Annotated in this window: 9 protein-coding genes; 5 read left to right on the top strand and 4 right to left on the bottom strand. The window is 35.6% G+C overall.

Annotated elements, in window-relative coordinates; genetic code table 11:
* Positions 1-286 precede the first annotated feature (286 nt).
* Genes CXF59_RS06385 through CXF59_RS06395 form a run of 3 tightly spaced genes read left to right on the top strand, consistent with a single transcriptional unit; the run spans position 287 to position 6975 of the window.
* Entirely contained in the window at positions 287-4114 is a 3828-nt protein-coding gene (locus tag CXF59_RS06385; RefSeq protein ID WP_101137019.1) for a gliding motility-associated C-terminal domain-containing protein, read from the top strand.
* A 56-nt stretch (positions 4115-4170) separates the two neighbouring features.
* Complete coding sequence (locus CXF59_RS06390) at positions 4171-5088, top strand: type IX secretion system membrane protein PorP/SprF (RefSeq protein ID WP_101137020.1); 918 nt, start codon at positions 4171-4173, stop codon at positions 5086-5088.
* A gap of 18 nt (positions 5089-5106) precedes the next feature.
* Complete coding sequence (locus tag CXF59_RS06395; RefSeq protein WP_101137021.1) at positions 5107-6975, top strand: OmpA family protein; 1869 nt, start codon at positions 5107-5109, stop codon at positions 6973-6975.
* A gap of 73 nt (positions 6976-7048) precedes the next feature.
* Here CXF59_RS06395 and CXF59_RS06400 read toward each other — a convergent pair whose 3' ends face one another.
* Positions 7049-7630, bottom strand: coding sequence for a tRNA-(ms[2]io[6]A)-hydroxylase (locus CXF59_RS06400; protein ID WP_101137022.1), 582 nt, complete (start codon positions 7628-7630; stop codon positions 7049-7051).
* Positions 7631-7740: 110 nt separating this feature from the next.
* Between CXF59_RS06400 and CXF59_RS06405 the strand changes: the two genes are divergently transcribed.
* The gene (locus tag CXF59_RS06405; RefSeq protein ID WP_101137024.1) at positions 7741-8985 is read left to right on the top strand and encodes a glycosyltransferase; all 1245 of its coding nucleotides are present in this window, start codon (positions 7741-7743) and stop codon (positions 8983-8985) included.
* Positions 8986-9024: 39 nt separating this feature from the next.
* Entirely contained in the window at positions 9025-9222 is a 198-nt protein-coding gene (locus CXF59_RS06410) for a hypothetical protein (RefSeq protein ID WP_101137026.1), read from the top strand.
* A 525-nt stretch (positions 9223-9747) separates the two neighbouring features.
* On the opposite strand, the gene CXF59_RS06415 is transcribed toward CXF59_RS06410, so the two are convergent.
* The 3 genes from CXF59_RS06415 to pdhA all read right to left on the bottom strand — a co-directional run bounded on the left by CXF59_RS06415 (position 9748) and on the right by pdhA (position 13698).
* A complete protein-coding gene (locus tag CXF59_RS06415) occupies positions 9748-10632 on the bottom strand; it encodes a hypothetical protein (protein ID WP_101137027.1) in 885 nt (294 codons plus the stop codon).
* 413 nt (positions 10633-11045) lie between these two features.
* Positions 11046-12692 carry a pyruvate dehydrogenase complex dihydrolipoamide acetyltransferase gene (locus CXF59_RS06420; RefSeq protein WP_101137235.1) on the bottom strand — a complete coding sequence of 549 codons (1647 nt, stop codon included), beginning with the start codon at positions 12690-12692 and terminating at the stop codon, positions 11046-11048.
* A gap of 7 nt (positions 12693-12699) precedes the next feature.
* A complete protein-coding gene (gene pdhA / locus CXF59_RS06425) occupies positions 12700-13698 on the bottom strand; it encodes a pyruvate dehydrogenase (acetyl-transferring) E1 component subunit alpha (RefSeq protein ID WP_101137028.1) in 999 nt (332 codons plus the stop codon).
* Positions 13699-13717: the final 19 nt, after the last annotated feature.

A 13717-nucleotide genomic window follows, 5' to 3' on the forward strand; every position in this document is an offset into this window, starting at 1 on the left:
CAAACCCTATTCATCTATTTGAATAGGGTTTTTTAGTTTTAATCTGATTCCATAACGAATCAGATTCCAAGTAATTGTTGTTGATTTGTTTGAGGAGGTTTTTCTATTCGAAGTATAGTCAAGGTTTGTAATTAATTTGTCAGGTTATAATTGTCAACCTAAATGTTAATTATTTATTAATTTTTCATTGTGTTAATCAAAATAAACCGCTACTTTTATTTTTTTAATTTAATGTTTGGTCTATTATATTATTGACCTCTGATTTTAATCTAATAAAAAATATTATATGAAACATAAATTACTTTTACTTTTATTGTTTTTTTCGTCTTTCGGAACTGTCGTTATTGCTCAAAAAGCGGGAAAAATTAAATCAAGTTCTATTCTAAATTCGGGACTTCCAAACACGCTTAAGATAGGTAAAATAAAAGCGATAATACCTCCTCCATTGGCAACGGCAGGAAGTGGTTGTAAGGAAGAGTCTGCTAATAATATTACAGTTGTAATGGCTGCTTCGGGTGGAAGTGGAGATATTATAGAATGGTTCGCTGATCAAACGTCTTCGACTATCTTGCATTCAGGATCTATATACAGTCCAAGTATTGGTAAGACAACTACTTATTATGTATGGAGTCATTCTGGAGCAGATTATAGTATAAGAGTTCCTGTAGTGGCGTCAGTATTTGTAGCTCCAGCAACAGTGACATTAACTGTTTCTCCTACTGAGAGTCCTATTTGTGAAGGAACTTCTGTTACTTTTACTGCAAATGGGGGCGCTGATTTGTTTGAATTTTCGGTTAACGGCATTGTTACACAAGCAATGTCCGTAACTAAAACATACACGACAAGTACGTTAAAAAAAGGTCAAACAGTTAGTGTTAGAACAAGGTATGGAATAACCTTAGACGGAATATTAACAGAGACAGCTTGGGGTAAAGGATTAGCTGAAGATAATGTTCAATCTGCATCTTTGTCGCCAGGCGCTGTAAATAGCTATATTAATGGGATTAAAATCAGTCCAAGTGAAAAAGAATTAGTATTTGGATTGCCAGGAAACTTACAAAATGGTGGTAGTATTTTATTGTTTTTAGATACAAAACCTTCTGGTTTCAATTTAGTGAACTTCGGGGATGTTTCAAGTATTTCGTCGACGGTAAGAGGCTTTAATTTTTTTAACGATAATCCAAGTACGTTTGATTCTTATTTCGAAGCAGACTATTGTCTAGTCATTGCAAAAGATGATTTAGGAACAAGTTATCTCGCAGATGTTATAGAACTTAAAACGGGTAATTCTATTATTGGTTCTCCACAACCTATTATAAGTGTTAAAGAAGGTAATTTAGGTATTAATGTTTATGATCATGGTTTCGAAGTATCCGTTTTGAAATCACTAATTGGCTATAGTCAAGGAGACATTAAATTTTTTGCATTTACAATGCAAAATGATATTGTCACTAATTCCTTTTTAAGTCCAGAGCTTAGCAGTTCTTCGGATTACGGAAGCGTAGCTATAGATTTTAATACAAAAGACCCGAATCCAGTTGTTGTTTCCGCAGATGCGTTGATTCCTTGTTATAAAGAGGCAAGTATATTGATTAGCTTAGTAGAGCCACCTACGGCTGCTACCGTTGGGCCAGATCAGTTTAATTGTATATTAAACAGTAGTTCTCTTGGGGGGAATTCTCCTGCGATTGGTACTGGTGTTTGGACTTTGAAATCAGGACCGGGTACGGCAAGCTTCAGCGACGCAAACAGCGGGACATCCACTGCTACTGTTGATTTAGAAGGGATTTATGCTTTCACATGGTCGATCTCGAATGGTGTTTGTCCAACGTCGACTGCGGATATAATTGTAGAATTTAATATTCCGCCGCTGACTCCGACAGCAAGTGATCTTACTGAATGTGCTTCGTTACCAATCCAAACTCTAACCGCTATAGCTACTTCCCAAACAGGAGAGACAATAGTATGGTATGACGCAGCTACTGGAGGGAATGTAGTAGCGGATCCTTCTTTAAGCGCTTTAGGAACAATTACTTATTACGCTGAGTCAGCAAAAGACAGTACGCCTTGTGTTAGTAACTCACGAACGGCAGTTACTTTAACGATTAATCCAAACCCAATCGTTCCTGTAAGTGGGGGGGACCAAACTGCATGTGCTTTATCTCCAGTTCAAACTTTGACAGCTGCAGCTGCAGCAGAAGGTGGTGAATCAGTAGTATGGTACGATGCAGCTACTGGTGGAAATGTAGTGACAGAGCCTTCATTAAGTACATTAGGAAGCATTACTTATTACGCAGAATCTGAAGATGACGTAACATCTTGCGTAAGTGCATCACGTACAGCAGTAACTTTAACTTTAAATACTAAACCAATTGTTCCCGTAAGCGACGGTGACAAAACGGAATGTGCTTTGTCACCAATTCAGACTTTAACTGCTATCGCTACAGCGCAAGCAGGAGAATCAGTAGTTTGGTACGATGCAGCTACCGAAGGTAATGTAGTGCCAGATCCTTTTTTAAGCGAATTGGGAATAATTACTTATTATGCGGAATCAGTAAACAACACTACCCCCTGTGTTAGTAGCGCACGTACTGCAGTTACCTTAACTATTAACCCAAATCCTATCGTTCCTGTAAGTGGTGGAGATCAGGCGGAATGTGCTTTGTCACCGATTCAAACCTTGACGGCTACAGCGACAGTAGAAGTTGGAGAATCAGTAGTGTGGTATGATGCAAATACTGATGGAAATATTATAGCAGAGCCTTCGTTAAACTCATTGGGAAGTATAACATATTATGCGGAGTCTGTAAATGATGCGACATCTTGTGCTAGCACATCACGTTTAGCAATTAGTTTGACTATTAATCCGAGACCAGAAGTACCTGTAAGTGGAGGGGATTTAACGGAATGTACCGATGGAACAACGACACAAACTTTAACTGCAACTGCAGAGGGTAATTCAATATCTTGGTATACAACTGATACTGGTGGAAGTGCCGTTTCAGAGCCAACGCAGGTGGGAGTGGGAAGCACTACTTATTATGCAGAAGCGTCAGACGGAGTTTGCCAGAGTCTTACTCGTACTGGTGTCACTTTGACAATCGTAGGTATAGTAACAAATCCAACAGCAAACGATCAAACTATTTGTTCAGATGGAACGACTGATCAAACTATAACTGCAATAGCAGTTGGTGATAGCATTACTTGGTATACAGACTTGATTGGAGGCACTTTGGTTTCTAACCCTATACAAGTTGGTGTAGGTACAGCCACGTATTACGCTGAATCATCAATTGGAAATTGCTTAAGCGATGCTAGGACAGAAGTAACGGTAAGTATAACAGCAACTCCTGCAATACCTACAGCGACAGTTAGTAGTCAACCTACTTGTGCCGATTCAACGGGGGAAATAACAATCGTATCGCAAGCGGGTGTTGAATATAGTATTGGGGAAGCGTTTCAAGACAATCCAGTTTTCGCAAATCTACAGTCAGGTATCTATACAGTTAGCGTACGTTTTAAAAACAACACTTTATGCGAGATTAAAGGAGCTGATCAAATTATAAATCCAATTCCTGCAGAAATTCAATTTGAGAGTATGGGAGACTGTATTAGTAAGGAATATATAATTACCGCGTCACCATTGGCAAGTTCGTATGTTCCAAACAATGTAGAATATCAATGGAGAGATAATTTGGGGAATCCTATTGGGACAAATTCGAATACTTTGAACGGGTCAGATATTATTGCATCTAGTAGTGCAGAAGTTACTTTTCCGTTAAACTATACTTTAACAATTACTTCAACTGCTACTGGTTGTGAAACTACTAATAATATATTTATTGAATCTGTATTTTGTAATATTCAAAAAGGAATCTCTCCAGACGGAAACGGCTCAAATGATTATTTTGATTTGAGATTACTGGATGTTAAGAAGCTTCAAATATTTGATAGATATGGTATTAAAGTTTATAGCCAGATGAATTATACTAACCAATGGAAAGGTCAATCAGATAATGGTAATGAACTTCCAAGCGCAACCTATTATTATGTCATGGAATTTAATAACAGTGTGCCTAAAACAGGTTGGATCTATCTAATCAGAGAAAAATAGTTATTTAATTAAATTATGTTGGTATTTAATGTCGACAAAATGAAAAACAAATTGATATGAACAAAATATTTTTTGCTACTCTTTTAGTTCTTGTTACCTGGGTAGATGTAATAGGGCAACAAAACCCACATTATACTCAATATATGTATAATATGAATGTGATTAATCCCGCATATGCTGGTTCAAAAGAAAGTATTTCCTTTGGGGCGTTATATAGAAAGCAGTGGGTAAATATTGAGGATGCACCTACCTCATTTACTTTTTCGGGACATGCTCCAACAGGTAATAATGTGGGTTTGGGATTATCGGTTATTTCCGATAAAATAGGCCCTGTCACAGAACAAAATGTGTTTGGGGATTTTTCTTACACGTTAAAACTAAATGACACACATAGGCTTGCATTAGGTCTTAAAGCAGGTGTCTCATTTCATAAAGTTGGGCTTAGAGAAATTCAATCTTCTTTGCCAGATCCTTCCGAAGGCGTTTTTGGTGAGGATATTAATGATACTTCATTAAATTTTGGAGCAGGTGCTTTTTATTACACGGATAACTATTATGTTGCTTTTTCAATCCCTAATATGATGAATGCTGCTCATTTAGATTATAATGGGCGAGAATATGGCTCTGATGTTTCCCATTATTTCTTAACTGCCGGATACGTCTTTGATGTTAATTATGATTTGAAGTTTAAACCTTCTTTGATGTTAAAATCAGCATTTAATGTATCACCTTCTTTGGACGTCAATGCGAATTTTTTGTATATGGAGAAAATTGAAGTTGGTGCAAGTTACAGACTCGAAGATAGTTTTGGAGCTATGGTTAATTTTGCTATTACGCCTGAGTTAAGAATTGGATATGCTTACGATCATATCGTTTCTGATTTGAAGGTAACCAGTCCGTCTTCACATGAATTTATTCTGTTGTATGATCTATTTGTTCCGAAAAAAGTTTCACGTTCACCAAGATTTTTCTAATATTAAACTTTACGATTAATGAAAAAATTTACCATACTATTGTTTTTAGTGCTTACGGGTATGTCACTAATAGCACAAAATAAAGATACCAAGAACGCGGATAAATTGTTTGAGCAGTATGAATATGTTCAAGCAGCTAAGGAATATCTATCGTTAGTTGAAAAAGGGAATACAGACACTTATGTGTATAAACAGCTTGGCGATTCTAATTTTAACATGGCTAATACTGTAGAGGCTGAAAAATGGTATGAAAAGGCAATATTTGCTAAACAAGATGCCGAACTATATTATAACTATGCACAGGTACTAAAATCGAATGGTAAGTATGAAGAGTCTAATGTTCAGATGAAGCAATTTGCAAGTATGAAGCCAAATGATCAAAGGGCTATTGATTTTATAGCTGATAAGGATTATCTCTCCAAACTTTTGAAAAAGGAGAACTTATTCATGGTTAATAAATTAGAAATAAACTCTGAAAAATCTGATTTTGGAGCAGTGATGTACGGTAACACTTTGTATTTTGCGAGTGCAAGAAATGTAGGTGGGAAAACATACGGTGTGAACGACGAGCCATTTTTAGATATTTATCAATCTATGTATAATACAGATGGGACCTATTCAGAACCAAGCTCTGTTTCAGAACTTAACACGAGATTTCATGAAGGGCCAGTGTCGTTGTCTAAAGATGGTAATACTATTTATTTTTCCAGTGAAAGTTTCAATGATGATTTGTATCAAAAAGACAATGTAAATAAATTAAAGATTAGCCAGGTTAACTTATACAAAGCGACAAAAGAAAATGGTAAGTGGACTGTAATAACTCCGCTGTCTTTTAACAGTAAAAGTTATTCAACCAATAACCCATCAATAGCTCAGGACGGAAAGACGCTTTATTTTTCTTCAAATATGCCTGGATCAATAGGTGGTATCGATATATGGAAGGTTGAAGTGAATTCCGATGGGAGTTTTGGGACACCTGAAAATTTAGGAAATAAGATAAACACTCTCGGAGACGAGAGTTTTCCTTTCATTTCGGACGATAATTTGTTGTATTTTTCCTCGAAAGGGTTAACAGGTTTTGGAGGGTATGATATCTTTGCAGTGGATTTGAAAAATGGTAGTCAGCCTAATAATATTGGCAAACCTATTAATTCAGAAAAGGATGATTTTGCTTTTACTTTAAACAAAGAGAACAATATAGGTTTTATATCAAGTAACCGTTCTGGTGTTGACAATATATACAGTGCTATTCCAATCTGTAAATCACAAATAATAACAGTTGTTAAAAATTCCAAGACAGGTAATCCATTATCTAACTCTAGAGTAGCTCTTTTGGATAAAAATGATATAGTTGTAGATAAATTATTGTCTAATGAGAATGGCGAAGTAACATTTGGTGTAGATTGTAACAAAGAGTATGTTGTAGGAATAAATAAGGATGGTTTTATTTCTCAAAAAAGCGTTGCTTTGAAAACTGCGAGCGGAAGTTCAAGAGTAGATATCTCTTTGGTTCCTATAGAAGAGGTCGTTGTTACTGAAATTGAAATTATTTTAAATACGATTTATTTTGAAAATAACAGAAGTGGTATAACAACTCAGGCTGCTGAAGTTTTGGATAAGTTAGTTTACATAATGGCTGAAAACCCTGAATTGGCAGTTTATGTAAAATCACATACAGACTCAAGAGGTAAAGACGATTATAATATGGGTCTTTCCGATAGAAGAGCGAAATCTACTATCGATTATATCGTTTCTAAAGGGATTAATCCTGAAAAGATATCAGGAAAAGGTTTTGGAGAATCTGAATTAAAAATAGAGTGTGATCCTAAATGTAGCGAAGACGATCACGCTACAAACAGGCGTTCGGAATTCATGATAGTAAAATAGTAATAATTTTGTTGCATAAAAAAAGGGATTGTCGAAAGACATCCCTTTTTTTATATACTTATTTCTTTATTGGCTATCCGTGAACGGATTCGTTTTTTCCGTAGTTTACAATGATGGATGTTTCAAAATTAATCCATTCTTGCCAACGCTTGTCAACATCAACATTGTCAGCATATTTTCTAGCAAAGCCAAGAAATGTGGTATAGTGCCCAGCTTCTGATATCATCAAATCTCTATAAAATTTTGCCAATTCAGGATCTTTTATGTTTTCTGACAGTACCTTGAATCGCTCACAGCTGCGAGCTTCAATCATAGCTGAAAACAGCAAACGATCGCATAGGGCATCTTTTCTGCTTCCGTCTTTTTTCATAAACTTAAACAGCTCGTTTACATAATGGTCTTTACGCTCTCTTCCTAAAGTTAAACCTTTGCTCTTTATTAAGTCATGTACCATCTGGAGATGTTCCAGCTCTTCACGGGCAATAACTAATAGCTCAGTTACTAATTCTTCCAGTTCTGAGTTATAAGTAACGAGACTTATTGCATTTGATGCGGCTTTTTGTTCGCACCAAGCATGGTCTGTCAAAATTTCTTCAATATTTGATTCGACTATATTTACCCACCTTGGGTCTGTTGCTAATTTTAATCCTAACATGTCATATTATTTAATTAATGCAAAATTAGTGTTTTCTTTCTGATTTCTTAGTTAAATGATGATTTAGAGATCTAAATAGTATTATTTTGTAGTTGAAATTAAATACAAAGATGAATCAGTTTAAAAAACTTTTAATAATCGGTAGCGTTTGGCCTGAACCCAACTCTTCTGCAGCCGGGACCCGGATGCTGCAATTAATTTCTCTTTTCAAAGAGGAAGGATTTGTTGTAACATTTGCGAGTCCTGCGATGGATAGCGATTTCATGGTAGACCTTGAATTAGTAGGAGCTGTTAAAAAATCGATTACTTTAAATTGCTCCAGTTTTGATACGTTCGTAAAAGAACTTAATCCATCTTTGGTGTTGTTTGACCGGTTTATGATGGAAGAGCAGTTTGGTTGGCGCGTAAGCGAAAACTGTCCTAATGCTCTGCGATTATTGGATACCGAAGATTTGCATTGTTTGAGGGTAGCTCGCCAGAAAGCATTCAAAGAGAGTAGACCTTTTATCGAAGCTAATTTGTTTTTGGAAGAAGTAGCCAAAAGAGAAATAGCCAGTATTTTGCGTTGTGATTTGTCTTTGATGATTTCTGAATATGAAATGTATTTGCTTACGGAAATATTTAAAATTGATAGGTTGCTGTTACTTTACTTGCCTTTTTTATTGGAACCATTAAGCAGTACGGATTTGGGTAAACTGGCATCATTTGAAGAAAGAAAGAATTTTGTTTTCATTGGTAATTTTCTTCACGAACCCAATTGGAATGCGGTTCAATATTTGAAAGAAACTATTTGGCCATTGATAAAAGGAAGGCTTCCAGAAGCGGTTTTGAATGTTTATGGGGCTTATCCTTCGCAAAAGGTATTGCAATTAAATAATTTCAAGGAGGGTTTTATGATAAAAGGTCGTGCCGCTAATGCAAATGAAGTGGTTGAACATGCCCGTTTGGTTTTGGCACCTTTGCGTTTTGGAGCAGGAATTAAAGGGAAATTATTAGAAGCTATGCAATGTGGAACGCCAAGCGTTACCACATCTGTTGGAGCCGAATCGATGCATGGTGACTTGCGATGGAATGGTTTTATAACGGATGATCCAGAAAATTTTGTAAATGAAGCGGTACTGTTATATGAAGATGAAGAGCTTTGGCTTCAAGCTCAAAAAAACGGAATTGATATAATTAATCATCGTTATTTAAGAGATTTATTTAAGGATGATTTTAAAGAAAAAATAAAATTGCTACAAGCTAATTTACAACAACATCGGCTAAACAATTTTATGGGGTCATTGCTGCAACATCACACTTTGAAAAGTACTAAGTATATGTCGATGTGGATCGAGGAGAAGAATAAAAAGTAGTGATATAATTAGTGTTTTGGCTTGATTTAATTGTTTTTTATGGATTATAAACTTTTCTTAGCTAGTTTTTTCTTTGTAATTATTGGAGTTGTAATAATGAGAAGAAATAGATTTTATAAATATGAAGCTGATGATATGCTTTTTGCGACTAAGTTTAAAGTTTTTTTAAGTGGCGTTCTTTTTTTACTATTGGGGTTTTATGGTGTGTTTAGTGAATTAGCAAAAACCATGCTGTAAACTAGTTATCAAGAGTTATAAATAGTTTATGTATTTATGCCTATTTCTATATTAGGTATACAAGTAAATTTTACTACTGTTGTTTTCGCATGTGGGATGGAAGTGGCGTCGTCTTATGGATTGCAATGGAGTAAAAGATATAGTGTATAGCGTGATCCCGCTGTAACATCCGGATAGTATCGTGAGTGGAAGTGGGGACATGACCAAATAAAAACCCGTCTATATTGCTTAAGACGGGTTTGTTTCTATAAAGAATGAGTAATTATATCGGGAGCATTTTTTTTGTATCGTTAGTAAAACATACTGTAACCTACTTTAGTTATGATTTGGTTTAAATAAGCAAGAGATAGTATTATAGTGTTGAACAACGATGTGCTTGTTTCTAATAATTGTTCTCTATTTAATAGATCTTATTACTATTACAGCGAAATTAGTTTGATTGATGATAAAATAAATTTTTGTACACTATCTATTTTTAGGGTTAAAGCGGTAGTCGTATTTCTTTACAACAACTAGATAAAATCATCAATGGTCTGGAAGAGTGCTGTTTTTATATGAATTATGTATCACAAGTATCAGTAATCCAAAAAGCACGGCGCCAACAATTAAAACGTTATTTACTAATCCTTCCATCGAAAATGATAACTTTATTAACATAGTCGAAATGACAAACCCTGAGTTTCTGATGATTTGGTGGAATTTGTCAGAATGAAAGAAGGAGAACAGTAATAGCAGTACATCAATAATAATTAGGAGCATAAAAAAATCTTCAAAGAAAATATTATTAATATTTTTGAAGCTATTGATATGGCTTTCATTATGTTGAATGGAACCGATAAACCAGTTAATAAACGAGTATAATGCAAGAATAATTAAAACAGGTATTAAAGTAGTTGCTATTATTTTTTTTAATTTTATGAATTTTCCTATTTTAATTTTTTCCTTAGGAGTTCTACTGATTTCGGCATTGTCTTGTTTTTTAATTTTTTTATAGAATAGTTGAATCAGAAAAAACAAAATCAGGGTGGTTATTACGTCGTAGATGAATTGCAAATCATTTTCCAGCTTAAACCAACCCGAAGATAGTTCGATGTGACCAATATCTTTGAATAGCCTTCTTATTACAATCAATGTTATGATCTCATATTGTTTACCGATGTATTTTGATGTGGAACTGGGAAGGTAAAACACTAACAAGAACACTTCATAAATTAGAATGAATGAAAAGGGGGTGTATACAGCCGAAATTGGATTTTTTGTCAGTTTTGAGGTAAGATCAATGATGTCTTGGCTTACTAAAAAAATAAGCAGTAGATGCACTAAATAACTCAAAATTGCTATACCTACAATGATACGCTCTGTTTGTTCCCTAAATTTTTCAGACAGAAATTTGTCAAAGAATTTTTTCATAATTTGTTTACTTAGGCATTTGTATTATGCATTAAAAGGTATAAAATTAATTAGGTATTATTTCGTCAGCCAACTGTAAAAACAGATGGTAAATCATAGTGGGCCTTAATTTGAGGTTATTCCACTGTTATATAGTATTGAGTATACGCATATAGTAAGCGGGATGATTCAGTTAATATATTGATAGAACAAGTATTTTTTACGTTTTTTCTTAATACTTCCGTTAAAACTCAAATTTACGTAATTAATAATGCATTCCTAATTTTATTTGTAAGACTAATCGAATTTCGATTCAATAACAATTGGTCTATTCTATTGAGTAGTCGTATCTATAAGTAGCGTAGATTTTGCAGAAAAATAAAAACCCGTCAAGATTGCTCCAGACGGGTTAAATTATAAAAAAAAATCAGCTGTTATGCAAGCATAGTTACTGGGTTTTCAATGTATTGTTTCAATGTTTGCAAAAACATAGCTCCAGTGGCCCCGTCAATAGTACGGTGGTCGCAAGCCAAAGATAACATCATAGTATTTCCTACAACGATTTGCCCATTTTTAACAACTGGTTTCTCCACAATAGCTCCTACTGATAGGATAGCAGAATTAGGTTGATTGATTATAGAATTAAATTCTACGATACCAAACATTCCTAAGTTGGAAACAGTAAATGTGCTTCCTTCCATTTCGGTTGGCAATAATTTTTTGTTTTTGGCTCTTCCTGCAAGATCTCTAACGCTTCCGCCAATTTGAGATAAGCTCATTGCATCTGTAAATTTCAACACTGGGACAACTAACCCATCTTCTACAGCTACAGCAACACCAATATTAACATGATGGTTGATTGTAATTGCTTCTTCTTTCCATTGAGAGTTTACTTGTGGATGTTTTTTTAATGCCATAGCACATGCTTTGATGACCATATCATTAAAAGAAACTTTTGTATCAGGAATACTATTGATTATAGCTCTAGATTTCATTGCATCGTCCATCGTAACTTCAATGGTTAAGTTGTAATGAGGCGCAGTGAATAGAGACTCCGCTAATCGTTTGGCTATAATTTTTCGCATTTGCGAATTTTTGATTTCTTCCGTTAGTACTTCTCCCGCAGGAACAAATACTTTTGCGACAGGTGCAGCCGCAGTTGGTGCTTTTGTAGTAGCAGCTTCAGCCGGTGCTGTGATAGTTTGTGCAGCTGGAGTGAAGTTTTCAACATCACTTTTTACAATACGTCCATTTTCGCCTGAACCTTTTACTTGTGTTAACTGAATTCCTTTATCACTTGCAATTTTCTTTGCCAATGGAGAAGCTAAAATTCGCGTCCCTTCAGTTGAGGCTTCTTGAGTAACTGATGCTACTTCTTCGGCTGGTGCTGATGTAGCTTCTTCAGCTGGCTCTGTAGATTCAGTTGGACCGTCAGTGCTGTAGTTTTCAGCAATACCAGTTATGTCTGTTCCTTCAGGGCCTATGATAGCCAGTAAACTGTCAACTGGTGCTGCGTTTCCTTCTTGAATTCCTATATATAATAAAGTACCTTCATTGAAAGACTCAAATTCCATTGTTGCTTTATCTGTTTCGATTTCAGCTAAGATATCGCCTTCTTTAATTTTATCTCCCACTTTGTTTAACCAAGTTGCGACCGTTCCTTCTGTCATGGTATCACTTAATCGAGGCATCGTGACAATAACAACTCCTTCTGGTAGAGAGGCTGGTGTTACTTTTTCTTCTTTTTTAGTTTCAGATGCAACAGGAGTATTGTCACTTTCAGGTTTAGCAGCTTCCTTTTCAGGTGCTGATTTTGCTGCAATTAAAGCAGTGACGTCCTCACCTTCCTCACCGATGATAGCAAGTAAAGAATCTACGGGTGCAGTTTCCCCTGCTGGAATTCCAATGTATAATAGAGTTCCTTCGTTGAAAGATTCAAACTCCATTGTTGCTTTGTCGGTTTCAATTTCAGCCAAGATATCTCCTTCACTAATTTTGTCTCCTACTTTTTTAAGCCAAGTCGCTACCGTTCCTTCCGTCATAGTATCGCTTAAACGAGGCATTGTTACTTTTATCGCCATAATATTTTTATAGTTTGTGAGGTATGAATGGATAGTTTTCTTGTTCGTATACCACGTCATACAGTTGTTGTACTGGAGGGTAATCAGATTCTTCAGCAAAATCAACGCACTCTTGAACTAAAGCTTTTACTCTTTTTTCAATTGCTGTAATTTCTTCTTCGGTAGCATAATTTTTATCCTTTATTAAGTCTAAAACTTGAGTAATAGGATCAATTTTTTTATATTCTTCCACTTCGTCTTTAGAACGATATAATTGAGCATCAGACATTGAATGTCCTCTGTAACGATACGTTTTCATTTCCAGGAATGTTGGTCCGTCTCCACGTCTAGCTCTTTCGATAGCCTCTGTCATCGCTTCCGCTACTTTCACAGGATTCATTCCGTCAACAGGACCGCAAGGCATCTCGTAGCCTAATCCTAGTTTCCATATATCCGTGTGGTTCGCAGTTCTTTCTACAGAAGTTCCCATTGCATAACCGTTATTTTCAACGATAAAAACAACTGGTAACTTCCATAACATAGCCATGTTGAAAGCTTCGTGTAAGGAACCTTGACGAGCTGCGCCATCACCAAAATAGGTCAATGTCACTCCGCCTGTTTCAAAATATTTGTCTGCAAAAGCTAATCCTGCACCTACAGGAATTTGTCCTCCTACAATTCCATGACCACCATAAAAACGATGTTCTTTGGAGAAAATATGCATAGAGCCACCCATTCCTTTAGACGTTCCGGTAACTTTTCCTAAAAGTTCAGCCATTACACGTCTTGGGTCTACGCCCATTCCGATTGGTTGAACGTGATTCCTGTATGCAGTAATCATTTTATCTTTTGTCAAGTCCATCGCGTGCAGAGCGCCTGCAAGTACGGCTTCTTGGCCATTATATAAATGTAAAAAACCTCTGACTTTTTGTTGTATGTATAATGCTGCAAGCTTGTCTTCAAACTTTCTCCAAAGCAGCATGTCTTCGTACCACTTTAAATATACCTCTTGTGTAACTTCTTTCATCTCAATTGTTCTTTTGCTA

Origin of the sequence: Flavobacterium sp. ALD4 (assembly GCF_002836475.1) — a bacterium.
Classification (GTDB): domain Bacteria; phylum Bacteroidota; class Bacteroidia; order Flavobacteriales; family Flavobacteriaceae; genus Flavobacterium.

Excerpts from the sequence above, each read along its gene's own strand:
- CXF59_RS06385 (WP_101137019.1), top strand. The coding sequence starts at position 287 with ATGAAACATAAATTACTTTTACTTTTATTGTTTTTTTCGTCTTTCGGA.
- CXF59_RS06390 (WP_101137020.1), top strand. The coding sequence starts at position 4,171 with ATGAACAAAATATTTTTTGCTACTCTTTTAGTTCTTGTTACCTGGGTA.
- CXF59_RS06395 (WP_101137021.1), top strand. The coding sequence starts at position 5,107 with ATGAAAAAATTTACCATACTATTGTTTTTAGTGCTTACGGGTATGTCA.
- CXF59_RS06400 (WP_101137022.1), bottom strand. The coding sequence starts at position 7,630 with ATGTTAGGATTAAAATTAGCAACAGACCCAAGGTGGGTAAATATAGTC.
- CXF59_RS06405 (WP_101137024.1), top strand. The coding sequence starts at position 7,741 with ATGAATCAGTTTAAAAAACTTTTAATAATCGGTAGCGTTTGGCCTGAA.
- CXF59_RS06410 (WP_101137026.1), top strand. The coding sequence starts at position 9,025 with ATGGATTATAAACTTTTCTTAGCTAGTTTTTTCTTTGTAATTATTGGA.
- CXF59_RS06415 (WP_101137027.1), bottom strand. The coding sequence starts at position 10,632 with ATGAAAAAATTCTTTGACAAATTTCTGTCTGAAAAATTTAGGGAACAA.
- CXF59_RS06420 (WP_101137235.1), bottom strand. The coding sequence starts at position 12,692 with ATGGCGATAAAAGTAACAATGCCTCGTTTAAGCGATACTATGACGGAA.
- pdhA (WP_101137028.1), bottom strand. The coding sequence starts at position 13,698 with ATGAAAGAAGTTACACAAGAGGTATATTTAAAGTGGTACGAAGACATG.